The sequence below is a fragment of the Mucilaginibacter sp. 320_HR genome, from assembly GCF_059691875.1.
This window is the reverse complement of sequence record NZ_JCAWAI010000003.1, coordinates 259,347-286,274: the sequence shown is the minus strand read 5'-3', so window position 1 is coordinate 286,274 and position 26,928 is coordinate 259,347. Positions and strand designations below refer to the sequence as shown.

General features: G+C 45.9%; 18 protein-coding genes and 1 riboswitch. Of the genes, 5 read left to right on the top strand and 13 right to left on the bottom strand.

Going from position 1 to position 26,928, the window contains the following annotated elements:
* Positions 1–122 precede the first annotated feature (122 nt).
* On the top strand, positions 123–1,841 hold the full coding sequence (locus AC59GT_RS11800; RefSeq protein ID WP_497237817.1) for a glycoside hydrolase family 3 protein: 1,719 nt from the start codon (positions 123–125) through the stop codon (positions 1,839–1,841).
* A gap of 7 nt (positions 1,842–1,848) precedes the next feature.
* On the opposite strand, the gene metF is transcribed toward AC59GT_RS11800, so the two are convergent.
* The 5 genes from metF to murQ all read right to left on the bottom strand — a co-directional run bounded on the left by metF (position 1,849) and on the right by murQ (position 9,399).
* On the bottom strand, positions 1,849–2,805 hold the full coding sequence (metF, locus tag AC59GT_RS11795; protein WP_497237816.1) for a methylenetetrahydrofolate reductase [NAD(P)H]: 957 nt from the start codon (positions 2,803–2,805) through the stop codon (positions 1,849–1,851).
* Positions 2,806–6,525, bottom strand: a complete 3,720-nt coding sequence (gene metH, locus AC59GT_RS11790; RefSeq protein WP_497237815.1) for a methionine synthase — start codon at positions 6,523–6,525, stop codon at positions 2,806–2,808.
* Between the two features lie 128 nt (positions 6,526–6,653).
* A riboswitch (SAM riboswitch) is annotated at positions 6,654–6,764 on the bottom strand.
* Positions 6,765–7,118: 354 nt separating this feature from the next.
* Positions 7,119–7,856 (bottom strand): Bax inhibitor-1/YccA family protein, encoded by a 738-nt coding sequence (locus AC59GT_RS11785; RefSeq protein ID WP_497237814.1) that lies wholly within the window; start codon positions 7,854–7,856, stop codon positions 7,119–7,121.
* Positions 7,857–7,944: 88 nt separating this feature from the next.
* Entirely contained in the window at positions 7,945–8,511 is a 567-nt protein-coding gene (locus AC59GT_RS11780) for a hypothetical protein (RefSeq protein ID WP_497237813.1), read from the bottom strand.
* A gap of 84 nt (positions 8,512–8,595) precedes the next feature.
* Complete coding sequence (gene murQ / locus AC59GT_RS11775) at positions 8,596–9,399, bottom strand: N-acetylmuramic acid 6-phosphate etherase (protein WP_497237812.1); 804 nt, start codon at positions 9,397–9,399, stop codon at positions 8,596–8,598.
* A gap of 106 nt (positions 9,400–9,505) precedes the next feature.
* Here murQ and AC59GT_RS11770 point away from each other — a divergent pair, with 106 nt between their 5' ends.
* Complete coding sequence (locus AC59GT_RS11770) at positions 9,506–11,086, top strand: S41 family peptidase (RefSeq protein WP_497237811.1); 1,581 nt, start codon at positions 9,506–9,508, stop codon at positions 11,084–11,086.
* Between the two features lie 72 nt (positions 11,087–11,158).
* On the opposite strand, the gene AC59GT_RS11765 is transcribed toward AC59GT_RS11770, so the two are convergent.
* Positions 11,159–12,799 (bottom strand): S8 family serine peptidase, encoded by a 1,641-nt coding sequence (locus AC59GT_RS11765; RefSeq protein ID WP_497237810.1) that lies wholly within the window; start codon positions 12,797–12,799, stop codon positions 11,159–11,161.
* Positions 12,800–12,820: 21 nt separating this feature from the next.
* Positions 12,821–14,362 (bottom strand): L-piperidine-6-carboxylate dehydrogenase, encoded by a 1,542-nt coding sequence (gene amaB / locus AC59GT_RS11760; protein WP_497237809.1) that lies wholly within the window; start codon positions 14,360–14,362, stop codon positions 12,821–12,823.
* 233 nt (positions 14,363–14,595) lie between these two features.
* Between amaB and AC59GT_RS11755 the strand changes: the two genes are divergently transcribed.
* From AC59GT_RS11755 to AC59GT_RS11745, 3 genes are all read left to right on the top strand, one after another.
* Positions 14,596–15,999 carry a tetratricopeptide repeat protein gene (locus AC59GT_RS11755; protein WP_117383674.1) on the top strand — a complete coding sequence of 468 codons (1,404 nt, stop codon included), beginning with the start codon at positions 14,596–14,598 and terminating at the stop codon, positions 15,997–15,999.
* A gap of 177 nt (positions 16,000–16,176) precedes the next feature.
* Positions 16,177–16,941 carry a phosphosulfolactate synthase gene (locus AC59GT_RS11750; RefSeq protein WP_497237808.1) on the top strand — a complete coding sequence of 255 codons (765 nt, stop codon included), beginning with the start codon at positions 16,177–16,179 and terminating at the stop codon, positions 16,939–16,941.
* A 45-nt stretch (positions 16,942–16,986) separates the two neighbouring features.
* Positions 16,987–17,232: a hypothetical protein gene (locus AC59GT_RS11745; protein WP_497237807.1), complete on the top strand. Its 246-nt coding sequence runs from the start codon at positions 16,987–16,989 to the stop codon at positions 17,230–17,232.
* A 1-nt stretch (position 17,233) separates the two neighbouring features.
* On the opposite strand, the gene AC59GT_RS11740 is transcribed toward AC59GT_RS11745, so the two are convergent.
* From AC59GT_RS11740 to AC59GT_RS11715, 6 genes are all read right to left on the bottom strand, one after another.
* Complete coding sequence (locus AC59GT_RS11740) at positions 17,234–18,034, bottom strand: carboxylesterase family protein (RefSeq protein ID WP_497237806.1); 801 nt, start codon at positions 18,032–18,034, stop codon at positions 17,234–17,236.
* A gap of 227 nt (positions 18,035–18,261) precedes the next feature.
* Positions 18,262–19,611: a glucoamylase family protein gene (locus AC59GT_RS11735; protein ID WP_497237805.1), complete on the bottom strand. Its 1,350-nt coding sequence runs from the start codon at positions 19,609–19,611 to the stop codon at positions 18,262–18,264.
* A 12-nt stretch (positions 19,612–19,623) separates the two neighbouring features.
* On the bottom strand, positions 19,624–21,309 hold the full coding sequence (locus tag AC59GT_RS11730; RefSeq protein ID WP_497237804.1) for a glucoamylase family protein: 1,686 nt from the start codon (positions 21,307–21,309) through the stop codon (positions 19,624–19,626).
* A 76-nt stretch (positions 21,310–21,385) separates the two neighbouring features.
* Positions 21,386–22,219, bottom strand: coding sequence for a LamG domain-containing protein (locus AC59GT_RS11725; RefSeq protein ID WP_497237803.1), 834 nt, complete (start codon positions 22,217–22,219; stop codon positions 21,386–21,388).
* Between the two features lie 18 nt (positions 22,220–22,237).
* Positions 22,238–23,722 carry a RagB/SusD family nutrient uptake outer membrane protein gene (locus AC59GT_RS11720; protein WP_497237802.1) on the bottom strand — a complete coding sequence of 495 codons (1,485 nt, stop codon included), beginning with the start codon at positions 23,720–23,722 and terminating at the stop codon, positions 22,238–22,240.
* A gap of 9 nt (positions 23,723–23,731) precedes the next feature.
* Positions 23,732–26,749, bottom strand: coding sequence for a SusC/RagA family TonB-linked outer membrane protein (locus AC59GT_RS11715; RefSeq protein ID WP_497237801.1), 3,018 nt, complete (start codon positions 26,747–26,749; stop codon positions 23,732–23,734).
* Between the last annotated feature and the right edge of the window lie 179 nt (positions 26,750–26,928).

Below are 26,928 nucleotides of genomic sequence, written 5' to 3'. Positions count from 1 at the left end.
GTTTTATTTTATACTCTATAGAGTGATTTAGATGGTTAAGGTTTATTCGTTAACAGGCTAAATTATTCACCACCAAAAAAAACAAATAAGCCGAATAATGATTTAAGCTACATTTACACTTAATGAAGACCTTTCGACTTATCTTTCCGGCCTTGTTGTTGCTGATTGTGGTTTCAGCAGAAAGTGCTTTTGCACAAAGCAGTTTTATCGATTCCATCAGTAAACAAAATCACTGGGTGGATTCAGTTTACAATAAACTGAATCGCCGGCAAAGGATAGGACAGCTCTTTTTTGTAAGAGCCCACACCAACCGCGGGCAAGCCTACTCTGACTCAGTAGGTAAAGTAATTCAGCATGAACACGTTGGCGGCCTTGTTTTTTTCCAGGGTGGGCCGGGCCGGCAGGCAAACCTGGTCAATCAGTACCAGAAACTTTCGCGCATACCGCTGATGATTGCAATGGATGGGGAATGGGGCCTGGGTATGCGGTTGGATTCAACAATTTCTTATCCTTACCAAATGACCCTTGGCGCCATACAGGACAACAATCTCATTTTTAAAATGGGGCAGATGGTTGCGCAAGATTTTAAACGCTTGGGTGTACAGATTAACTTTGGGCCGGTATTAGACGTTAACAACAACCCTAACAATCCGGTTATCAATTACCGGTCATTTGGCGATAATAAATATAACGTAGCACGTAAAGGCATAGCTTACTTTAGAGGGATGCAAAGTGGTGGTCTTATTGCTGTTGCAAAGCACTTTCCAGGTCATGGGGATACGAATGTGGATTCTCATCTAGATTTGCCACAACTACCATTTACCCGTGAGCGGCTGGATTCCCTTGAAGAGTATCCGTTTAAAGAGGCCATTAACGCCGGTATTAGCGGTGTAATGATTGCTCACATGAATATTCCTGCGCTTGATAGTACTAAGAATTTACCGTCTACACTATCACGCCCTATCGTAACTACATTGCTAAAGGATTCGCTGATGTTTAAGGGCATAGTAGCCTCTGACGCTATGGAGATGAAAGGTGTTACTAAGTTTTTCCCAAATGGCCAAGCAGATTTACGTGCATTTTTGGCAGGTGTGGACTTGTTGGAATTATCTGAAAACTCCAAGAACGCTGAAAAACTGATACGTAAAGCAGTACGGCACGGAGAAATATCTAAGGAGGAATTTGAAGCTAAAGTAAAAAAGATATTAGCAGCTAAATATTGGGCAGGGCTTAGTCGTTTCACTCCCATTGCACCACAAAATTTATCTGCAGATCTTAACAGGCCGGAGGCTTACCGATTGGTACAGCAATTAAGTGACGCTGCAGTAACGCTAATAAAAGGCGATAGCCGCTTGCTTAAACAGGATACCACCAACCGAACCGCTATCGTGAGCATCGGTGTAACCGACAGGACTGTGTTTCAGAAAGAGCTTGCAGCACATTATCCAAATAGTACCCTGTTTTTAGTAGGTAAAAACACACCTGTGCCTCAGCTTAATCAAATACTTGCATCTCTAAAGCAATATGATCAGATATTTATTGGCGTGCATGATACCAGATTACGCCCCCAGAGCAAACTGGATTATAGCAGCGATGTTAAATTGCTGATTGCAGACCTCGCGGCTAAACCCAACTCTGTAATCAGCGTTTTTGCAAATGCTTATACCATCGCGGGACTGCCTGGCATAGAAAAAGCCGGAGCGGTACTTGCCTGTTACCAGAAAGAAGACCCGCTGCAACGCGCCGCCGTTAAAGTTATTACTGGTCAAATTAAGCCAATAGGCCGCCTGCCGGTAAGCGTAAATATGTTCTTTACTACCGGGACAGGAGCAAGCTTATAAGCTGCTGTTAGAAAATTGCTTCTGCAATACGCTTTGTAGGGCCAGGGTTGCCCATAGTGTAAAAGTGTAATACAGGTGCGCCAAACTTAACCAGCTCTTTGCATTGATCGATCATCCACTCAATTCCTATGTCTTTTACATCCTTCTCTAACTTTGCTTCTTGTATGGCATCGCTCAGATCCTCGGGAATGTCAATATGGAACGTTTTTGACAAGGTAACCAATTGCTTGGATGAGGTGATTGGCTTTAATCCCGGAATGATAGGTACGGTTATGCCATTATCACGACAACCGTTTACAAAATCAAAATAACGCTGGTTATCAAAAAACATCTGGGTAACAATAAAATTGGCACCCATGTCTACCTTTTGCTTAAGATATTTAAAATCTGTTTTAAGGTTCGGCGCTTCAAAGTGTTTTTCGGGATAGCCAGCCACGCCGATGCAGAAATTGCTCTTCATAATACCTTCGTGGTGCTCATGAAGATAAACGCCATTATTCATATTTACCACCTGCTGCAACAGATCTGTAGCATAACAATGACCATTTGGTGTCGGCACAAAAGAGGCATCTCCTTTTCGCGCGTCGCCACGTAATACCAAAACATTTTCAATGCCCAGGAACTGGAGATCAATAAGGCCGTTCTCTGTTTCATCCTTCGTAAAACCGCCGCAAAGCAGGTGCGGTACAGTATCCACCTTATACTTGTTCATGATAGCCGCGCAGATTGCTATTGTACCAGGCCGTTTACGGTAGGCAAGCTTTTCTAGCAAACCATTGTCGTGCTGTTTGTAGATGTAGTCCTCACGCAACGATGTAACATCAATAAACGGTGGATTAAACTCCATCAAAGGATCAATGGCGTTGTAAATACCCTGTATGCTTTCGCCTTTTAAAGGCGGTATTAGTTCAAACGAGAATAAGGTTTTGCCGTTCGCGTTGGCTATATGTTCAGTTATCTTCATTTAGTAATTTAAATTAGGCCCCAGCCATCTTTCTACTGTGTCTACAGACATGTTTTTGCGGTTTGCATAATCTTCTACCTGATCTTTACTGATCTTGCCCAAGCCGAAATATCTTGCCTGTGGGTGCGAAAAGTAAAAACCACTTACCGATGCCGCCGGCAACATTGCCAGGCTTTCGGTAAGGTGCATATGTGCATTGCTTTCTGCCTTTAATATCTCAAACAATGTAGTCTTCTCAGTATGGTCAGGGCATGCAGGATAACCTGGCGCCGGCCGTATTCCCTGGTATTTTTCATGGATCAGGTCATCGTTGCTAAGTTGTTCCTGCTTAGCGTAACCCCAATAGTCTTTCCGTACCAATTCGTGCATTTTCTCTGCGAAAGCCTCGGCTAACCGGTCGGCAAGTGCTTTCGCCATGATGCTGTTGTAGTCATCATGATCTGCTTCAAACTCAGCAACCAACTCATCACAACCTAAGCCGGTAGTTACTGCAAAACCGCCCCAATAATCCGGAACGCCACTCTCTTTAGGCGCGATAAAGTCTGACAAGGCATAATATGGTTCATTCTTTGCCTTTTCTGCCTGTTGGCGTAAAGTATGAACACGTGTTAGCAGTATTTTACGGCTGTCGTCAGTGTATACTTCTATATCGTCACCTACGCTGTTGGCCGGCCAGAAGCCTATAACACCACTCGCCCGTAAAAGCTTTTCATTCAATATTCGCTTAAGCAGCACCTGTGCATCGTCAAATAATTTTTTAGCTTCTACGCCTACGTATTTATCCTCGAAGATTTTTGGATAACTGCCCCGCAGTTCCCACGTGTGGAAGAAAGGAGTCCAGTCAATATAAGGCACTAGCTCTTCCAGCGGGTAGTCCTCTATCACCTTTGTTCCCGTGAAGGATGGTTTTGAAGCAACATCGCCGTCCAGGCTGATCTGGAACTTGGCGTTACGCGCTTCCTCTATGCTAATAAAGCGTTTGTCGTTCTTTTTATTTGCGTGTGCTTCCCGTGCTTTAGCATATTCATCTTTTATACCCTGGATGTATCCGTCGCGCTGGTCTTTGTTCATTAAGCTGCTGCAAACAGTAACGCTACGCGAGGCATCCAACACATGGATAGCGGGACCCGAATAATTAGGCGCAACCTTTACGGCAGCATGTATACGCGAAGTGGTGGCTCCGCCGATAATAAGAGGAATAGTGAACTTTTCACGCTCCATTTCTTTGGCAAAATGCACCATCTCATCAAGCGAAGGAGTAATTAAGCCACTCAGTCCAATGATGTCTACTTCCTGCTTTTTAGCTTCTTCAATAATGCGTTGTGCTGGTACCATAACGCCGAGATCTATTACCTCGAAGTTGTTACAGGCCAGTACAACGCCGACAATGTTTTTGCCAATGTCGTGCACATCGCCTTTAACCGTGGCCATAAGCACTTTCCCCGCGTTAGCGCGACTGCCGCTGCTATCTTCTCCGGCATCTATAACACGTTGCTTTTCCAGTTCAATGAAGGGTAACAGGTAAGCCACAGCTTTTTTCATCACACGTGCAGATTTTACTACCTGCGGGAGAAACATTTTGCCGGCCCCAAACAGATCGCCAACCACGTTCATGCCGTCCATTAAAGGACCTTCTATAACTTCCAGAGGTCGGGCAAATTTCTGGCGTGCTTCTTCCACATCGTCATCTAAATATTCAACAATGCCTTTGACCAGGGCGTGTGAAAGCCGCTCTTCTACAGGAGCTTTGCGCCATTCTTCATCGCGGACAATCTCTTTTCCCTTGGATTTTATAGTATCGGCAAATTCTACCAGTCGCTCGGTAGCATCGTCGCGGCGATTAAGCAGCACATCTTCTACCAACTCCAGCAAGTCTTTTGGAATTTGCTCGTAAACTTCCAGCATGCCGGCGTTAACGATACCCATATCCAGACCGGCGCGAATAGCGTGATAAAGAAATGCCGAGTGCATTGCCTCACGCACCACATTATTACCGCGGAACGAGAAAGATATATTACTTACACCACCGCTAACTTTGGCGTACGGCAGATTTTGTTTTATCCAGCGGGTAGCTTCTATAAAGTCAACCGCATAATTGTTGTGCTCTTCAAGGCCGGTTGCAACAGTAAGGATGTTGGGATCGAATATAATGTCCTGCGGCGGAAAGCCGACCTCGTCAACCAGTATCCGGTAGCTGCGTTCGCAGATCTCCTTACGGCGCTCGAGTGTATCTGCCTGGCCTCTTTCGTCAAAAGCCATTACCACTGTAGCCGCACCATAGCTTAGTATCTTTCGTGCGTATTCTTTAAATTTATCTTCACCTTCTTTTAGGGAAATAGAGTTTACAATACCCTTTCCTTGTAAGCACTTCAACCCAGCTTCAATCACAGTCCACTTGCTGGAGTCGATCATGATGGGCAGTTTGGCAATATCCGGCTCGCTTGCAACAAGGTTAAGGAACTTAACCATTACTGCTTCCGAATCGATCATGCCCTCGTCCATGTTGATGTCGATCACCTGCGCGCCGCCTTCTACCTGTTGTAAGGCTACGGAGAGGGCTGCTTCGTAATCTTCAGCAAGGATAAGCTTAGAGAATTTTGGTGAGCCGGTTATGTTGGTTCGCTCGCCAATATTCACGAAGTTGGTTTCCGGTGTAAGTGTTACCGCTTCCAGGCCGCTCAGGCGCAGATAAGGCTCAATTTGCGGTTTTTTGCGCGGTGGATATTTAGCGGCTTTCTCGGCAATACAGCGAATATGGTCTGGGGTAGTACCGCAGCATCCGCCGACAATGTTAACTAAACCGGCCTCCATAAAGTCATCTACCTGGTGCGCTGTTTCATGAGGGGTTTCATCATAAGCGCCAAATTCATTAGGCAAACCGGCATTAGGATAAGCAGATATGTACACACCTGCTTTAGCTGAAAGTTCTTCCAGGTGCGGGCGCATTTCCTTGGCACCTAAGGCGCAGTTTAACCCTACAGATAACAGGTTTGCGTGACTAACCGAATTCCAGAATGCTTCTACTGTTTGCCCTGATAGGGTGCGGCCTGAGGCATCGGTAATGGTACCCGAGATCATTACACCACCGGTAGGCCTGAAGGCGGCCATGTCTTTGCCTGCGGCTTTGCACTCGTGCTTGTAACGGTCAATGGCAAACAGTGCAGCCTTAGCGTTTAGTGTATCAAATATGGTTTCTACCAGCAATACGTCCGAGCCGCCGTCTACTAACCCGCGTACCTGCTCATAGTAAGCTTCTGCAAGGTCGTCAAAGGTAACGGCCCGATAGCCGGGGTCATTTACATCGGGTGATAAAGAGGCCGTACGGTTGGTAGGCCCAACAGCACCCGCTACAAAACGCGGTTTTGACGGGTCTTTTTGTGTGTACTCATCTGCCGCTTCTTTTGCTAAGCGGGCACCTTCGTAACTTAACTCGTAAGCCAGTTCCTCCATGTGGTAATCAGCCAGGGAGATGCGCTGGGTGCTAAAGGTGTTAGTCTCTATAATGTCCGCACCTGCGGCTAAATATTCGCAGTGGATGGCTTTAATAACATCAGGGCGCGTAAGGTTAAGCAGGTCATTGTTCCCCTTCAGGTCGCTTGCATGATCGCGGAAGCGCTCACCGCGGAAATCATCCTCAGTAAGCTCGTAGCGCTGTATCATGGTGCCCATAGCGCCATCAATCACCAATATCCTTTTCTCCAGTTCTTTTCTAATATCCATTGTATCAGTGAGCAGTTGACAGTTAACAGTATGCAGATACGCATGTTGCATTGGCAATTACTGCTTCTGCAAACCCGAAACTACATATACGGCTTATATCGAAAAGTCAGGTGTACGGTATTGACTTTCGCTTATCTTTCCCGGCCATTGTTGTTTGGGCCAAGTAGAATGTAGCACCTTGTAAGCACAGGTTGCTAAGACATCGCAGGGTCTAATCCCTCCGCCTTTCTCCATAAGCACTACAAATATGAAAATTAATGTTGTATTGTACAAGGCCGCGCCTGCCGCTATGAAGGAAGTTGCCTTAGGATAATTTACCCTTCAAAACTGCAAAAGTGTTCAGCTTTTTTTGTGCCGGTCCATTAAACACCCGTTTTTGAACACCTGCTTAAAACCTGTAAAAAATGCTTAAATGAACACCCCATAGCAGTTTTTCATGAAATATACGATGTGCGTTCTTTAAAAACCACACTGTTTTGCAACGCTATTTTCAGTTTTATTTGCAAGTAATAAGGTAAATTACAGGTTAAAATGTCGAATAAAAAAGGCTGCCTTTTTGAGGAGCAGCCTTTGTAAATAGCGTTAATAAAATGTTACCTGCGGTTGCCGCCGCCAAATATGCGCAGCATGAACAGGAACAGGTTTACAAAGTCAAGGTAAAGGGTTATTGCACCCATAATGGCCATCTTTTTAGCGTCGTTGCCGGCGTAGCCTATTTCGGCACCAAGGCGCTTAAGTTTTTGAACATCATAAGCAGTAAGGCCTACAAACACTGCAACACCTATGTAGCTAATGATCACGCTTAAGCTGTCGCTGTGCATGAAAAAGTTAAGTACACTGGCTACAATGATGCCTACAAGCAGCATCATCATAATAGAACCGAATTTAGTAAGGTCCTGATGGGTAATATACCCGCCTATCGCCATGACGCCGAACACCACTGACGACGTGATGAACACGCTGGAAATAGTACCGATAGAGTACCTGTAAAATATGTAGCTAAGGCTGATGCCCATTACTGCCGAAAATGCAATGAACAGCACGATTAGCGAAGTAAAGCTCATTTTATGAAAGCGTGAGCCTGCAACGATAATAAATATAAGCGGGGCAAACATAACGGCTATGCCTAGCAGGTTGCTCTGGCCGGTAACGTTGTTCCTCAACATCGAGCTCAGGTCGGGGTTGAAGGCGAAGATGTAAGAACATACCGATGATATGCCCAGCGCCACAAACATCCACATAAATACATTTGCAATGAACTTACGCGACGCCTCGGCATCCTCTATATGACTTACGCTATCGTAAACGTAATTTGTTGTTTTGGTTTCCATTTTTTTATTGAAATGTTATTTGAGTTTAAAACGTGATAATCGCTGTAAATGTTGTAATACTTTTTAAAGCTTGCAAGCGGATGATCAATTAATTGAGGCGTTTTTGGAGCTGTTCCTCTACCTGTTTAAATACTTGCAGCGGTTTTAGTGTGCGCCAGCTGAGGTCGTCGAGCCTGCCGCCAAAGTTAATGTAGTAGTCAACATTGCTGTGCCTGAACTCGTCCCGCACATGTTCCCTAAAGTTTATGCCTGCTATCCATCCATCCTCAACATCTTGGAACCATTCTTCATAATAACTATCGTCAGAGTAATGGTAGTTCAATACGTTCTCGCCTATCAGCACAAACTTATTCACCCCTTCATCCATCATCAGCTCCAGTATTTCACGTTTGAGCATCATAATGTCGTTGTTAATGGCATCGTTCCATTCGCCTATCATTTCTATAATGCTGTACCCGCGGTCATAGTCTACGTACAACACCTTTATATATAATGTATTGGAGCCGAATGAATCCCACTGCGGGTGCAACAGGTAGTTATATATCTGCTTATCGTACTCAAACTCGTTATACTGTGTGGCGTAAAAGGGCGAATGCTCGTCCTCCGATGCTATGTAATCATCGCGCCATTTATAATATGGTTCTATCTCGTGCATTTACCCTAAGCCCCCTCCAAACCTCCCCCTGAAGGGAGAGGCTTTAAGTTTTTTAATCATTTATTGAATTTGCATATCTGCGAACTACTTTGCAGCTTCTACAGCTTTACGTACACTGCCGTGTTCTTTTAACAGCCTGGCGGCGGTTTGCTCGTCTAAACCAGTCTCGTTCATCACCATCCGGGTCCCCCTGTCTACCAGCTTATTATTGCTTAACTGCATATCTACCATTTTATTACCCTTTACACGGCCCAATTGTATCATTACGCTTGTACTCAGCATATTCAGCACCAGCTTTTGCGCAGTACCAGCCTTCATGCGGGTGCTTCCGGTAACAAATTCAGGCCCGGTAACTACTTCTACCGGATACTGTGCCACGCCTGCTACAGGGCTGCCGCTGTTACAAACAATGCAGCCGGTTGCAATCCCCTTTTCGTTAGCGGTTTCAAGTCCGCCTATCACATACGGGGTAGTGCCCGATGCCGCTATGCCCACTACCACATCGCCTTGGTTTATATCAAAAGCCTGCAGGTCGCGCCAGGCTTGCTCTGTATCGTCTTCGGCAAATTCTACTGCCTTGCGTATTGCTGTATCTCCCCCTGCTATTATACCTACCACCCAATCAAAAGGAACGCCGAAGGTTGGCGGGCATTCTGAAGCATCAACCACACCCAGCCTTCCGCTGGTGCCCGCGCCAATGTAAAACAACCTGCCGCCGGCACGCATTTTCTCAGTAACAACAGCAGCAAGTGCTTCTATCTGCGGCATCGCCTTTTCTACTGCAAGCGGAACCGTTTTGTCCTCGTTGTTAATGCTGCGCAGCAGTTCGCCCAGGGGCATATGCTCCAGCCCGGTGTAATTAGAATCCTTTTCCGTAGTGCGTTCCATTAGCAGGTATTTTTAGCAAAATTGAACAAAATTACACAAAGCAACGAAGATGATATAAATTATAGGTGCTGAAGCGTAATGATTAAATTTGTCGTAGATACATCTGATGAAACACACGGCAGCGGTAATATTCCGCACACTTATTTTACTGCTTATTGGCATTGGCCTTGGTATTTTTATTACCGACAAACGGTCGGGCCGCCGCTTTTTTACCACCTCGTCCGGAGAAGATAAAATATCAAAGGTACTTGGCCTGGTAAACAGCAGTTATGTAGATAGTGTGAATACCGACAGCATTGAGGGCGTTACCGTAAACGATATGCTGCAAAGCCTCGATCCGCATTCGGTTTACCTGCCTGCGCAACAGGCACGTAACATAAGCGAACGCCTGCAAGGAGGGTTTGATGGGGTAGGGCTTGAATATCAGTTATTGCGCGACACCCTGGTGGTTACTATGGTTTACCCTAATGGGCCGGCAGCACGCGCGGGGGTACAAACAGGTGGCAAAGTGCTGGAGGTAGACGGAAAGCCATTCTCTGGTACCGGGCTTACACTTGCACGGGTAAGTAAAAATTTCAGGGGAGAGAAAGACTCAAAAGTAAAGCTCACGGTGCTTACACCAGAGGGGCAGTATAAGGATTTTATAATTAAGCGCGGGCACGTTACACTAAGCAGCCTGGATGCGGCGTATGTAACGGGCAATACGGGGTATATAAAAATAAGTAAGTTTGCATCAACTACGGATGCTGATTTTAGGTTGGCGCTGGCACGGTTAAAGGTAGAGGGTATGCAAAAACTGGTGATAGACCTGCGTGGAAACGGTGGCGGGTACTTGAACACTGCTACTGCGTTAGCTGATGAGTTTTTACCTAAGGATAAGCTTATTGTTTATACCATGGGCGCGCATGAACCACGCACGGACTATACTGCTACCGACTCGGGTGTTTATGAGGAGGGTAAGCTGACTGTTATAATTGACGAATATTCTGCATCGGCAAGTGAGATATTGGCGGGTGCCCTGCAGGATCTTGACCGCGCTACAATTGTTGGCCGCAGATCGTTTGGCAAAGGACTGGTGCAGCAGCAATTCCCTTTCGGCGATGGTACTGCAGTTAACCTTACCGTGGCGCGGTACTATACACCGTCGGGCCGGTCCATTCAAAAATCTTATAAACATGGGGCGCAAAGCTACCGTAATGAACTGGCCGAGCGGGTGCGTAAAGGCGAGCTACTGTCTGAAGAAAGCAACTTAACGGATAGCGCTTTTGTTGGCGCTGCAACTTACCATACTACAAAGGGGCGAAAGGTGCTGAGCGCAGGCGGCATAATGCCAGACGTTTTTGTACCTGACGATACCACACGCGAAAGCCGGCTGGTAGGCGCACTGTTGGTTAACCAGCTATTTAGCGCTTATGTAATTGATGCCATGCAGCCTTTGCTTAAAAAGTACCCTACTGCAGATAGCTTTATAAAAGACTACCAGGTGAACAGTGCTACGCTATCGCACTTTTTATCGTATGCGGAAAAAGCGTCTAAGGAGGTTAAAGCCAAAGATGTTGGCGCCGATGCTCCGGCTATTGCCACATTGCTTAAGGCAAATGCCGCCCGTTTTAAATGGGGCATTAATGCTTACTACCGGGTGGTTAACGAGAACGATGAAACGTTTAAAAAGGCTATCACAATTTAGACCACACGGTACGAAATAAGAAAGCCGGGTTCGTTTCGAGCCCGGCTTTCTTATTATTGCGCATTTGGTGCGTTAGATACTTCTTTCGCCTTTAAGTTTTGAAGCGATCATTAAAGCTTTGTAAGCGTTAACTACGCCGCCTGTTTTAGATAAAGTAGTAAAATCAACCTTTTCTTTGGTGCCTGGTTTAAGCACCATGGTGCCATTAAGCGGAGAGGCCGATTCCAGTATCACTTGCTTAAGCTGTTTGGCAGTTAGCGTTGGATAGTACTCCAATACCAAAGCAGCAACACCTACGGTAATTGGCGAAGCAAAGCTGGTGCCATCGGCAGTGTTAAATTCGGCATCCTTATCAATTGAGGTTACTTTTACGCCCGGTGCAAACACATCTACGTTCTTTTTGCCATAGTTGCTGAAAGAGCCTGCAAGGTTCTCGTCCAGCTTTGCGGCTGATGCACCCACGCTGATCACGTTATCCGCATCTGTACCAGAGCCATCTGCAAAAATATCATTCGGGAACTCCGGCTTGGCATCCACATCCTGGTTATCGTTACCGGATGCCTGTACCAGTAACACGTCTTTAGATGCCGCGTATTTAAATGCCGCATCCACCCACTCTTTGTGGGGAGATAGCTTTTTACCAAAGCTCATGTTGATCACTCGCGCGCCATTATCTACCGCGTAGCGTATAGCATTAGCAATATCCTTATCGTACTCGTCGCCGTTAGGGACTGCTTTAATAGCCATTATCCTAACATTATCCGCCACGCCATTGATGCCGTAATTGTTATTACGTGCAGCGCCAATCAGGCCGGCAACGCCTGTACCGTGCGATGCATCTTCAAACTTTAGGATGTTGTTACCGTAAGGTTTACCATCCTGTACATTAGGGTCGTCGCCTACTATGCGTTTACGCGCATCCAGGTCTGGGTTAACGTCATTGTTCAATTTTGCGAGGTATTCGCTCAGATCATTAATTACCTTGGCATTGTCGGCAGCACCGCCTTCCTGTTCAAAAACGGACTGCCAAACATAAACGCTTCGGCTAATGGTATCGTTACTGCTTTTTATTTTAGCCAGATCTTTAACGGTGAAAGTGCCGTCTGTTTTAAGGTTAAGCGCGCGTTTAATGTAGCCACTGGTTGCCATCAGCGCGTTCATAGCAGGCTGCAGGTCGTTTAGCTCCTTGGTAGATTTGCTTACCGTTTCATCATACTGTAGTTTCACTTTTTCCCAGTAAGCAAATTCTTTTTCGCTGCCTGCAGGTGCTGTAGTTACATTAAGGTATTTACCTTTTAAACGGTTGTACTCGCGTACTTCTTCGGTGGTTTCGGTAAAGTCGCACTTGCCACCCGGTCCACCTAGAAAGTCCCAGCCATGTACGTCATCTATATAGCCGTTCTTGTCATCGTCGATGCCGTTGCCGGGTATCTCTTTGGTATTTATCCAGAGAACAGGTTTAATATCTGTCTGAGCGGTGTCAATGCCGCTGTCAATAGTGGCAATAACCACTGACTTGCTCTTTTTGCCAGCGACCAATTGGTAGGCTTGTTTAAGGCTGATGCCAACATAGCCGTCGGTCTTCAGGTCCATGGTATGCCAGCTTTTCGGCAGTTCGGCCGTGGCAGGTGCTTTTTGTGCAATACTGTCGAAGCTCAGGAAAGTAGCGCCGACTATTGCGGCGGCAAGTACAAACTTATTGGGTATAAACATATTTGTTTCTTAGTAATTTTATTAAAGGTCGAATTTTATTCCTTGTGCTAAAGGCAACGTTTTAGAATAGTTTATAGTATTGGTTTGGCGCCTCATGTACACTTTCCAGGCATCAGAACCAGACTCCCGGCCGCCGCCGGTTTCTTTTTCCCCACCGAACGCGCCGCCAATCTCCGCGCCGGATGTACCGATGTTTACGTTGGCTATGCCGCAATCAGAACCCGCCGCCGACAGAAAAGTTTCGGCCTCGCGCAGGTTAGTGGTCATGATGGCTGATGATAGTCCCTGCGGAACACTGTTCTGCAATTTGATAGCCTCATCAAGATCGGTGTACCTGATAAGGTAAAGAATAGGGGCAAAGGTTTCGTGCTGCACAATAGGGTAGTGGTTCTCCACCTCGGCTATACAAGGCTTAACGTAACACCCGGAGGCATAGGCCTCACCCTCCAGCTTGCCCCCTTCTACCACAAATTTACCACCTTGTGCTTTGCATTTTTCAATTGAGTCGAGGTAAAGGGCAACGGCTTCCTGGTCTATCAATGGCCCCAAATGGTTGTTCTCATCCAGCGGGTTGCCTATTTTAATTTGCCCGTAAGCATTAACAAGTTTCTGCTTAAAGGTTTCGTAAACGCTTTCGTGAATAATGAGCCTGCGCGTGCTGGTACAGCGCTGCCCGGCTGTGCCCACAGCGCCAAATACAGCGCCAATTAAAGACATGTCCAGATCAGCATGCTGACTGATGATAATGGCATTGTTACCGCCAAGCTCCAGCAGGCTTCTGCCTAAGCGGGCAGCCACGGCAGCCGCCACAGCTTTACCCATACGGGTAGAACCGGTTGCCGATACCAGCGGGATGCGCGTGTCGTTAGACATTAGCTCCCCTATGTTTCGGTCGCCAATAACCAGGCAGCTTACGCCTTCTTCTATATCATTAGCTTTAAAAACCTGCTGCGCAATGTGCTGGCAGGCAATAGCCGTTAACGGTGTTTTTTCGCTTGGCTTCCAAATGCATACGTCACCGCATACCCAGGCAAGTGCTGCATTCCAGCTCCATACCGCTACCGGGAAGTTAAACGCGGAGATGATCCCCACACTGCCCAGTGGGTGGTACTGCTCGTACATGCGGTGCTCTGGCCGCTCGCTTTGCATGGTAAGCCCGTAAAGCTGGCGGCTCAGGCCAACGGCAAAGTCGCAGATGTCTATCATCTCCTGCACCTCACCGTAGCCTTCCTGTAGGCTCTTGCCCATCTCGTATGACACCAGTGCGCCGAGTTCTTTTTTGTTGGCGCGCAATTGTTCGCCTATCTGCCTTACAATTTCTCCACGCTTAGGCGCAGGTACGGTTCGCCAGGTTTTAAAAGCGTTTGCTGCGGTTTCTACAACGGCGTTGTACTCCTCTGCGGTAGTATATTTTACCGAGGCGATTTTTTTACCATCCACAGGAGAGAATACATCTTTAATCTCTGCGTCGTCACTGCTGCCCCAGGTGCTGCCTGTACTAAAGGCGTGGTTAGTGTCGTTAATATGTAAATGATGAAGGATATCAGCTATTAAAAGGCTCATAATTTGTACTTTTGTCAAAGGTAAAAATCTTTAAGGCAATTAATACCCCTCACCGCCGTCCGCTCCAAATGCTTCCTATTTATTATCAGGCACTTGTATAAAGGGGTGTTAACAATGTGTGTATGTTGAAAACTTAATTGCTTCAAAGCGTCTTATTATTGTAATTTGAACTCAGTAGAGCCTTGCGGATCGCAACCTGTCCGAAGGAACATGTGTTCTTCAAATAAACTTGAATGGAAGAAGATTTTGAATTTGGTTTTACTGAGGACCCAAAATTCTCTGTAGAACGGTACGAGGAGATGATCCGAAATCACGACCAGTACTTTTTTGATGCGCAGGCTTTTGAAAATATTATAGATTACTACATCGAGAAGAATGATCCGGCTAAGGCCCTGCAGGTTACCGAGTACGCCCGCAACCAGCACCCTTTCGCAGCTATCTTCCTGATAAAGCAGGCCCAACTGCTGGTAGTGAGCAACAAGCCCAACGAGGCATTCGCCGCGCTTGATAAAGCGGCTATGCTGGAAGCCAGCGATGCCGACATTTATATTATCCGCGGGAACCTTTACGAAAGCATGGAGCGCAACACCGAAGCGCTCGAGAACTATGAAAAAGCCCTGGAGCTTGCCGAAGAGACCGACGAAATACTGCTGCATATAGCCTACGTTTACCAAAACATGGGCGATTATGATACTGCCATAACCTACCTTAAGCTTTGCCTTAAGCAGAATATGGAGAACCAGGATGCCTTGTACGAACTGGCCTTTTGCTATGACGTGTTGGATAACCAGCAGGAGAGCGTGCAGTTCTATATGCAGTATATAGATAACGAGCCATACAGTTATGCTGCCTGGTATAACCTGGGCAATGCTTACACCAAGCTAAGCTTGTTCGAAAAGGCAATAGATGCGTACGACTATGCTATTTTAATCAAGGATAACTTTGCATCAGCCTACTTCAATAAGGGTAACGCGCTGGTTAACCTTGAAAAATATGCCGAAGCTATAGAGGTTTACCGTCAGACATTCGAGTATGAGCAGCCCAATGCAGATACGTATTGCGCTATCGGCGAATGCTACGAGAAGCTGGAGCAAATGGATGATGCGCGGTCGTTCTATAAAAAATCGGTTAAGATGGACCCTAAGCTTGCAGATGCCTGGTTTGGGATAGGGGTAACGCTTGATTTCGAGGAGCGATATTTTGAGGCGTTGCATTTTTACAAAAAGGCCCTCGACCTGGATATAGCCAATGCGGATTTCTGGTTTGCCATTGCTGATGCCGAGTACAAATTGGGCCATATTACCGAAGCAGAACATGCTTACGAAAAGGTGGTGGAATTAAACCCGCTGGATGTGGATGCCTGGCTGGATTATTCGTCCATTTTATATGAGCAGCAAAATCTCTCGGGTGCTATAGAGGTGATCGCGTCGGCTATTAAAAATAACCCGGAAGCAGCAGAACTATACTACCGTATGGTAGCCTACCTTTTCGCTAAAGGGGAATATAGCGAAGCACTCAACCAACTGGAGATAGCCTTAACAACTGACCCTGAAAAGCATTACATCCTGTTCGACTACCTGCCTCAATTACAGGAAAACAAGGTTATTATCGACATTATTAACAGGTATACGCGTTAATTTACGTAATAGCTAAATAAACAAAAATGTGCAAGTGAACTTATCACTTGCACATTTTTTGTTTTAAAGCACTTGATAAGTATACAAGTGCTGATAAACATCATTTGCACATCTGCATATCATTAGCGACCTTTACAGCGTTAAAACTTTTAGTTATAAGCTATAACTTGCTTGCTCATGAACTACCACATAAACGATCTTCCTGAACGTACTGCCAAACCCCGCAATGCTGGCCTCACCATGGTTATGGATAAGGGCCTGAGTACACGTCAGGCAGAAGATTTTATTGAGGTAGGTGCACCCTTTACAGACCTTGTAAAGCTGGGATGGGCAACATCTTACGTTAGTGCAAACCTGGATGCAAAGCTTAAGCTTTACAAAGAAGCAGGATTGCCGGTGTATTTTGGTGGGACATTATTTGAAGCGATGATTGTGCGTGGCCAATTTGACGATTATTGTAGGATATTAGACAAGTATCAGATGGAATACGCCGAAGTTTCCGACGGTTCTATCACCATTGAGCACGACGAGAAATGTGAGTACATCCAAAAGTTGAGCAAGCTGGTTACAGTTATATCTGAAGTTGGCTCTAAGGACGTGCAAAAGATTTTTGCACCCTACAAGTGGATTAAGCTGATGAATGCTGAAATTGAGGCTGGATCCTGGAAAGTTATAGCGGAAGCCCGTGAAAGCGGAAACGTAGGTATCTACCGTGATTCCGGAGAAGTACGCCAGGGGCTTGTTGATGAGATTCTAACCCAAATACCTGAAGAAAAAATTATTTGGGAGGCGCCGCAGAAAGCGCAGCAGGTGTGGTTCATAAAACTTATCGGCGCTAACGTAAGCCTGGGCAATATTGCACCGGCAGATATTATCCCCTTAGAAACCCTGCGCTTGGGAATTAGAAGCGATACTTTTGAGCACTTTTTGAAAGTTCAATAGTCCAAACATCCTCAATCCTCATGCGTTGCTTAAAAAAAAGCAGCCATGAGCGATCCAAAAAACAAAGCACCTGAACAGGATGCCAACGTTGGCAACACTGTTGAATCAAATCAGCAGGATGCTGTTACCAATACCGAAGAGAGCAATAAAGTTGTAAATCAGGATAATGTTATTGCTGATACGGAGGCTATAGAAACCACCCTTAGCGACTCCGAACCCTCACCAGCTCTAAATGCCGATAACGCCATCACTAATAATGATGATGCAGGCAATCCGGGTGTGGTTAACTAATTCACTTACTGTGCAAGAATAGCCATGGCATCAATCCGGGCTCTGCAAATGCGTTAACCCAGCTGTTATGATCTGCATCAGGGTAGGAGGTGAACTTCGGATCCCCGCCGGCTTCTTTGATAGCAGCAACCATCACAACTGAGTGGTCGTAAGGTACTACACTATCTTTTACGCCGTGAAATATCCAAAGCGGCACTTTTTTGGCGTAACGTTTAGCGTTATTGGTGTTGTCGCCCCCGCATATGGCAAAAGCTGCGGCAAACACGTTTGGCTTACGGCGCAGTATCTCGAAAGTACCCATGCCTCCCATAGATAAACCGCCTATATATACCTGCTTGTTGTTTACATACGGCTTCTCTAACATCTTCTCTACCAAGCCTATGAGTGCAGCCATTGCCCTGGTAGGTTCGCCACCTTCACGAAAATGGAACTGTCTTTTACCGGTGCTGTTAGTATCTATTAGTACGTTACTCCAGTAACTATCCTTCGGGCACTGCGGATAAATTATAATGGCCGGAAACTTCTGCCTTACAGTATCATTAAGGAATAACTCAGGGCCATAAGCCAGTTGGGCATTGTTGTCGTTACCGCGTTCGCCTGCCCCATGCAAGACAAACACTAACGGGTACTTTTTGCGCGGATCAAGTCCTTTTGGGAACAGGATGCGATAGGGCAGTGTGTCTTTTTTGTTAATGAAGGATCCCCTGTCAAAAGCGGAGTTTACCTGAGCCTTAACACCGTTCGAGAGTGTTAAAAATAGTACGCCAAGGAAAGTTATTGTTAGTAATCTTTTCACGGTCATGTTGATGAATGTAGGTATACAATGGTGTAATTGCTATAACGCAAGAAGAGTTCAAATCGTTCGCGGTGCCTAAAGTTTTTTCCAAGTTGGCGAACCGGCTGTGATCCAAAACCATCAAAAACCACACAAAAGTTTATGCCCGGGGAGTAGATAAGGCATGGACTTAAAACAAAAAGGCCGATCTAGTAAATGCTGAACCGGCCCTTTTTAAAAACGCGTATTAACGCTTATTTTTTGCTGATATACGGACTTTGAAAGTTGAGCTTTCTCAAGCCTTGCTGGATCTCCGGAGAGCTCATGAAAAGTTTCCATAACAAGCCGCTGCGATAGTTCTCAATCATTACTACTATTGGCCCCTGGTCAATAGCAAGGTATGAATTTGCATACCAGTTTTTGCTTTCACTAAAGGCATCAGTAAAGCCGTATTCGCCCCATATTTTATCGCCCAGGTCATAGTAGAAGTGGCGAAGCGCCTTCATAGACTGGTTGGGCGTATAAGGGAATGCGGATAAAGCCGCCGTAGGTGTAATCACGCCCAGGTCGTTAGTTGGCGAGTGGGCGTTGTAGCCTTCGTAATTATCACTTGCTGTTAGGCCCCAGCAGTTTTCGCCATACCCTTTAAATTTCTTAGGATTATCTACACAGTAGTCGTAGTTTATCAGCGTGTGGTTTTGATTTTGCTCCCAGTAGTCGGCATATTGATCTTTTAAGCCGGTTGGGTCCAGCGCCATAAAGGTGTATTGTGAAAAGAATAGCGGGCCGCCATAATCAAAGCCTAACGGTAGTTTATGGCCGTAAAAAGTTCTGCCGTTCTTGAAGAAGTCGCTTTGGGCCCAGCCACGTTCATATATCTCGGCCTTTACCGGATAACGCTGCGCCGACTCGGCCATTATATAGGTGATCATGCACTCGTTAAAACCACGGATAGGGAAGTTCATGGCCCAGCCATTGTTTGGGCTCCAGTGCCAGTACAGGTTGTCGCGGCCGCCCTGAGTATACCAGTCCCACTCTATTTCACCCCACATCCAGCCAATTACATCGCGTATGCGGCGTTCGCTTGCAGTATTGGCAGTGAAGTATTGGCGTGCACAAAGCAGGCCCTCAAACAAGTAAGAGGTTTCTACCAGGTCGCCGCCATCATCCTTACGGCCAAAGCGAATGGTTTTGCCGGTTTCGCCATTAAGCCAGTGCGGGAATACGCCATGGTAAGCATCTGCTTTATACAGAAAGTTTACAATTTTCACCATCCTGTTAACAGCCTGCTCGTGGGTTATCCACTTACGGTGGTCTGCCGCAATAAGGGCCATAATGCCAAAGCCTGATCCGCCGGTGGTCACTACTTCGTTGCCATAGTCAAACGACGTGTTGCTGCGCTCACGAGCAAGGCCGCTTACCGGGTGGCCAAAATCCCAAAAATAGCGGAAGGTTTGGCGCTGAACAACGTCAAGAAGGGCGCTGTCATGTAAGTTTTTGATGATACCGACGGGCTTTATGCCATCAGCGCTTTTTGCCTGCTTTTGAGAGAAGCCCTGCAACGCTGTCATCAGTAGCAGCGCAAATACAAGTATCTTTTTCATTAAGTTAATCTGTTATAAATTGGGGCTGGTAAAGCCCAGCTTGCGCATACCGGTTTTAATTTCCGGGCTGCTCATAAATAAATTCCATATCAGGCCACTGCGGTAGTTCTCTATCATCACTATCTCCGGCCCCTGGTCAATTGCCAGGTATGAATCGGCAAACCATGGGTCAGTTAAATTAAACGCGTCCTTAAGCCCGTAATCGCCCCACATTTTATCGCCAAGCTTGTAATAGAAGAACTTAAGTGCAGCTAACGATTGTGTAGGGGTGTACGGCAATGAAGATATAGCCGCGGTAGGCGCAATTACCCCAACATCATTGGTTGGAGAACTTGCGGTATAGCCATTATCAATATCGCTAGCAGTTAATCCCCAGCAATTTGCACTATAGCCGTTCTTGTTAGCAGGATTTGCCACACAGTAGTTGTAGTTAATTAAGCTGTGTGCTTTGGTTTGCTCATCGTAGTTGGCGTAGGTGTCTGCCAACCCGGTGGGATTAATTCCTAAAAACGAATAATGCTCAAAGAACAGCGGCCCGCCTTGGGGTGGCCCCAGCGGCAGTTTTACACCATAAAAAGTATTGCCATTGCGCATGGCGCCATTTTGTGCCCAACCCTGATCGTAAACCTCTTTAGGTATGCTGTGTGTTGGTGATGAGGCAGCAAGCGCGTACGCTACAAGGCCTTCATTCCATCCGCTTATCTTCATGTTGATAGCCCATGCGTTGCTTGGGCTCCAATGCCAGTAAAGCACGTTTTGGTTACCCTGCCTAAACCAATCCCACTCTACCCCCTGCCAAATAGCATTGATGTCTGCACGTAATGCAGTCTCCTCCGCACCCGCGCCATTGAAGTACTGGCGCGCGGTAAGCAGACCTTCCATCAGGAAAGATGTTTCTATAAGGTCTGCGCCATTATCCAACGCGCTAAATGGCTGTACCGCGCCGGTTGCGCCATTAAGCCAGTGCGGGAAGGCGCCGTGGAATTTAGCGGCAGTGTTCTTAAGGAAACCTACAATCTTCTGCATGCGGGCCAAACCATCTGCCCGGCTGATATAATTGCGGTTTACGCCAACCACCAGCGCCATAATGCCGAAGCCTGATCCGCCTGTGGTAACAATGTCTCCGCTGGTATTGCGTTCGCGAGCAAGGCCGCTTACCGGATGCCCAAAATCATAAAAATATTTAAACGTTTGTTTCTGAACCAGGTCCAGCAGGGCATCGTCAGATATCAGCGGGAACTTATCAGTAGGGTCAACAGCGGTAGTAAGCGTTGCATTAACACCAGACTGAAGATACCCGCCTGCGACAGACTTAAGCGCTGTACTCACACTCAAGTTATATTTTTTGATATAACCAAGCGTTGGCGTAACCACAATTGTGCTGTCATTATTTTCATAGCTAAGGTTGTAGGTTGCAGTAGCACCATTGCGGTCTTTTAATGTAACCGCGCTATTAACTGTATTACGGTCCAGCGCTGCCAGAAAAGATATTTTGATAGAGGGCGTGCTGTTAATGTTGATGTATGTGAGTCCATTAACCACACCATTTACTTTTAGCGTGTTAAAACTAAAACTTGAAGGGGTAGGTATCGGAACAGGCGCAGGGCCTGGCGAACTGCTTTTACCGCAAGCCATAACAGTTATTATCAGGCAGGTGCCCGCAAATATTTTAAATGCGTTTAATCTAGTCATCTTCATCTTATTCCCCTTCTAAGTAAGCCATAAAAAAAGGCTGCCCGGGTTTACACCCGGGACAACCTTCCTCAATCAATGTTTATTTTCCGCGACCTTCGAGTTTAACGAGGGCGCTTATTTCGTCAATAGTTAAAGCCTTATTGTAAACTCTTACTTCGTCAAGCTGCCCTGTTAGGTAACTTGCCCATGGTTCTGCGCCATGCGATGACGTTTGGCTTGGGCTTGTCATAAACTGAACAGTTCCGAATACAAACTTGCCTACGTTCTTAAAAGCAAGCGGACCTGTAAGGCCGGCAAGAGTGCCCGACTTAAGTAATGAGCCATTAAGGTATACGCTAACAGTAGAGTTGGTTTGGTTATAAGTTACCGCCATGCTGTTCCATTTATCAAAAAGGTTAACAGCGTTGTTAATCTCAAGTGTGCGGTCATCAGTACCATTAAAAACGTGTATACGCAGTTTACCGGCGTCGTTAGTGCTTCCGTTCTCGATAAAAAACTCGAGGTTGCCCCAAAAGTTTGAGGTGTTGGCCAAAGAGAATAATCCGATGATGCCGTTAGAAGGAGCAGGCGTTTTAAACCATTCAGTTACAGTAAAACTGGTTAAGCCCGTTACAGATGCACCAGTGTTACCAAGCACATAACCATTGGTTGCGCCCTGTAATGCTGAGCCTTTTATACCAGCGCTGTAACTTATGCCGGTTGCAGTTCCGGTGGTATTTGACACACTATCTACGGCGTTACCGTTAAATGGATAGTAAGCCACAAGACTGCCCTTGGCAATTTCGCTGGTGTTGGTGTACCCGCCGATAGATAAGGGCGGAGCATATGTAGATGGGTCAAAATTCTTCTGACATGCAGATAGCCCTACTGCTAACGCAGATATAGCCATCAATTTGTATGTATTTATTTTCATGACGTTCTATAAGATTGATCAATAACCTGGATTTTGGGTTAATACACCTGCACTCAGGTCTATTTCTGACTGTGGGACAGGCCAAACTTCATTTTTGCCTGCTTTCCATCCTTTTGGACCGAACACTTCTGCTCCGCGTCCCTGGCGGATAACATCAAAGTAACGGTCAAATTCCATAGCAAGTTCTACACGGCGCTCTTTCCAGATTGCCTGACGTAAAGCTGCCTGGTCGGTAGTGGTTACCTTCGGCAAGATAGCGGCGTTACCCTGTCTTGCGCGTGCCCTTACCATTTCAAGCGAGGCCAGCGCCTGCGTAGTGTTACCCGTTTCGTTGGCAGCCTCTGCGTTCATCAGCAATACATCTGCGTAACGAATAACACGGATATTTTGCTGAACACCCTCATTATAGCCGCTCACCCACATGTTAAATGGCACGTACGACTTTTGATTGTACATAGGATTGTCGCCCGTTGCAGGTATAGCATCTCCCTCAGGCGTGGTTTCGCCACGGAATATGATAGTGGCATCGCGTCGAGGATCGCCCTGTTCAAAAGCATTGGCAAGGTCCTGTGTAGGCACATTAAAGCCCCAGCCGCCTCCGTTAGAACCTCTTACACCCTGTACTTGTGAGTATTGGGAGTTAGAAGCATCTGCATTGCCTGTTATCAGGTCACTTTGTATCTCAAATACCGATTCTGAATTGTTCTCGTTATTTGTGCGGAACAATTGCTCGTAGTTAGGGAACAATGAGTAACCCAGGGTCATTACCTGGTTGGTGTAAGTTAATACGTCCGACCATTTTTTCTGATACATAGCCACCTTAGCATGTAACGCAAGAGCTGCACCCTTGGTTATACGGCCCCGATCTGCAGCGCCATAGCTCTGTGGCAAAACACCAGCAGCATCTGTAAGGTCTTGCTCTACTGCAGCCCAAACTTCAGCTTTTGGTGTGCGTGGGATGTTGTACTCGGTAGCATCCTTAGGTACCGCTAAGCGCAATGGAACATCGCCAAAGGCACGCACTAATCTAAAGTATGCGTAAGCACGTACGAACTTTGCCTCTGCCAGGTAACGGTTTTTTAAGTTACCGTCCATATTAATCCCCGGAACATTACCAATTACTTGGTTTGCAAAATTGATAGTTTGGTACTGGCCCGCCCAAAAATCTGCAAACTGGCCCTCGGTTGATGAAGCTGTAAAATTATCGAAGTTGTTAAAGAACGATGCATCATTAGGGCTGCTGCCTTTTTCAGCATCGTCAGAGGGTACACTTTCAATAGCTATCGGCGCAAATGCAATGTTCTTCCATTCACGTAAGTTGGCATACATAGCATTTACTGCCTTGGTTGCATCAGCTTCAGTTTTCCAAAACTGTACTGCTGGCGTAGCTGCCTGGCGAGGTTCGTCAAGAAAAGCTTTTTTGCACGATTGTGCGCTAAAGAGTAGTGTTGCAAAAAGAGCAATACCTGTTACTTTTTGCACGTAATATTTTTTTGAATTCATTTTAATCAATTAAAAAGTAACGTTTACACCAAAGTTGTACGTAGCGTATAACGGGTACACGCTGTTGTCGATACCGGCGTTAAGCGGAGCGCCGCCAATTTCCGGACTAAAGCCACGATACTTAAAGAAGTTAAGAGCATTTTGAGCATTGGCATAGATCCGTACACGTTGCATTCTCAGTTTTGAGGTTAAAGATGTAGGTAAAGAGTAACCCAACTGAATGTTACGTATACGTACATAAGCGCCGCTTTCTACATAGAACGAGTTTGGTGCCGAGTTGGTAGTAGAACCTACGTTTACCGATGGATAAACATTGGTGCTGTTAGCGCCGGTCCACCTGTTGTCATAGAAATCTTTGCTAAAGTTTTCGTTACCAAAACGGTAAGCAATGTTGGCGTTATAAATGCTTACGCCTGCTACACCCTGCGCATCAACTGCAAGATCAAAGTTTTTGTAGTTAAAAGTAGTATTTAGGCCAAACGTGTATCGTGGATTTGGATCCCCGAGCGAAACACGGTCTTTACCATCGATGATTTTATCGCCGTTTTGATCAACATATTTGAAATCACCGGGCTTAGCACTGGAGGCCTGTGCCGATGCTGCTACTTCAGCAGCAGTTTGGAATATACCTGCAACTTTATAACCATAGAACTCGCCTATAGGGCTGCCCAAAATTGTACGTGTAGATAGTGCCCCGTTAGCTAAACCGCCGCCACCAGAGTATATGGGGTTTGCACCTGTAACAGTTGATAAGACCTTGTTTTTGTTATACCCGATGTTGCCGCCTACCGTGTAGCTAAAGTCAGCACCTGCTTTTCCTCTCCAGGTTGCAGACAACTCGAAACCCTTGTTCTCAAAATCTGCCTGGTTGCCAACAATCGAACCTGAACCGGTACCTACTGATGACAGTATAGGAATAGCAAATATAGCTTGTTGTGTTTTGCGGTTGTAATAATCCAACTCAAAGGTAAGGCGGTTATTAAGTACACCAGCCTCTAAGCCTATATCGGTACCAACACCACGTTCCCAGAAAATAGTCGGCGGCACAACCGAGTTAACACTAGCTCCGGTATAAGGTTGGCCACCAAATATTGCTGTCAAATAGGCCGCCTGCGTAACGCTTAAAGTAGTTGGATTAAATGGTACGCCTGAGTTACCTACTTTACCCCAGCTTCCGCGAAGCTTTAAGTTATCAAAAATGGTTTGATCTTTCATGAACGGCTCGTTGCTGATCACCCAGCCTGCACCAACTGAAGGGAAATAACCCCATACATTGCTGCCATAAAACTGAGAGGCGCCATCCTGCCTGATAGATGCGTTTAACAGGTAGCGATCTTTAAACGCATAATTTACACGTCCAAAGTAGGATAACGCAGTATTTAATGATCCACCGTCGGTTACGTTTCGTCCTGTTGTATTACCTAACTGCAGGTACAAGTCGGCGTCGCCATTGCTATAAGGCACGTTTTGTGCAGTAGCGTTAAAGTTGTATGATTTATAACGCTGGGCAGTATGGCCCAACAACACTGTTAACCTGTGATCTTTCGCGAAGGTATTATCATACGTAAGCGTGTTTTCCCAAATCCAATTGCGAGTTTCTGTACGGCTTACAGAAAGTACACTTAACGCATTACGTTGTGCAAGTGTAGCAGTGTATACCGGGTTATAGTTACGCACCTCGGCCTGACCAACATCGCCGCCAAAGCTTGTGCGTATCTTAAAGTGTTTTAGAAAATCTACTTCAGCATACGCGTTACCGGTGAAACGGTAATTTTGCGAACGCTGGTTATAAAAGTCTAGCGTTGCCTGCGGGTTAAAGTTGTTGCCGCCGCCTAAATTGTAATCATTAGGGTCGCCATAGCTGCCATCAGCGTAATATACAGGCAATACCGGGCCTGCAGCATACAACTGATGAAAGATGCTTCCTGGTATGTCATTAGATTTGCTGTATAAACCACTTGCGTTGTAGCCTAACTTGATGCCGTTATAAGGTGTGTAGTCGTTGGTTAGCCGCGCTGTGTAACGTTTGTAATTATTGCCCTTAACGTTACCATCCTGATTAAGGTAACCCAACGAAAAGTTGTATTTGGATTTTTCTGTACCCCCATTAACGGAAACGTTATGATTGGTTACAAATGCATCTCTTAAGACTTGTTGATACCAATTTGTACCAGTACCAAAGCTATTTGGATCGTTAAATAATGGAGAACCGCCGTTTGTAACCGATAACTCGTTGATAGCTGTTGCATACTCAGTTGCGTTTGCCATTTTAACAGGGTTGGTAACAGTTTGCCAGCCGGCATAGCCGTTGTAATTAACAGTAGTGGCACCTGCTTTACCTCGTTTGGTAGTCACCAATACCACACCGTTAGCCGCGCGTATACCGTAAATTGCCGTGCTGGAGGCATCCTTAAGAATACTCATGTTTTCAATGTCGCTTGGAGCTAAAAAGCTGATGTCATCATACCAAACACCATCTACAACGTATAATACGTTAGTGTTACCATAAATGGTGCCGGTGCCGCGTATTTTAATTTCGGGAGATGCGCCGGGTGCGCCAGAATTGGTGATCTGTACGCCGGCTACCTTGCCTTGTAAAGCCGATACCGGGTTTACAGATGCCTGTTTGGTTATCTCTTCGCCTTTTACCGAAGCAACAGAACCAGTGACATCAAGCTTGCGCTGGGTGCCGTAACCTACAACTACTACCTGTTGCAACTGATTAGCGGATCCAACTAATTTAATATCGATAGTGTTGCGGCCACTTACAGATACGTTTTGAGTAGTATAGCCAATATACGATACTTGTAATGTAGCAGATGATGCAATGCTTAACGAGTAAGCGCCTGTTGCATCAGTTTGGGTACCTGCTGGTGTGCCTTGAACCCCTATAGTAACGCCGATTAGCGCTTCGCCTGTCGCAGCATCTGTAACTCTACCTTTTACGGTAATGTTTTGTGCAAAAACAGCTGTGGAGAAAAAAGTAAACAATAGCAGTAACCCCGAGATCTTGTAAATTCTCTTCATAGTGGGTGATTAAATTTGTTAGTACTTGAGATTAATTGGTTTTTCGTAGGGTCGAAGTTGCGGAGTAAATAGATTTTTAGCAAATAATGTTCCTCTACATTAATACATCACAGGTTAAACGGTTTCTCACTCAATTTTAAACAGAAATATAACTAATTGAATAGTAATCGGTTGCGACG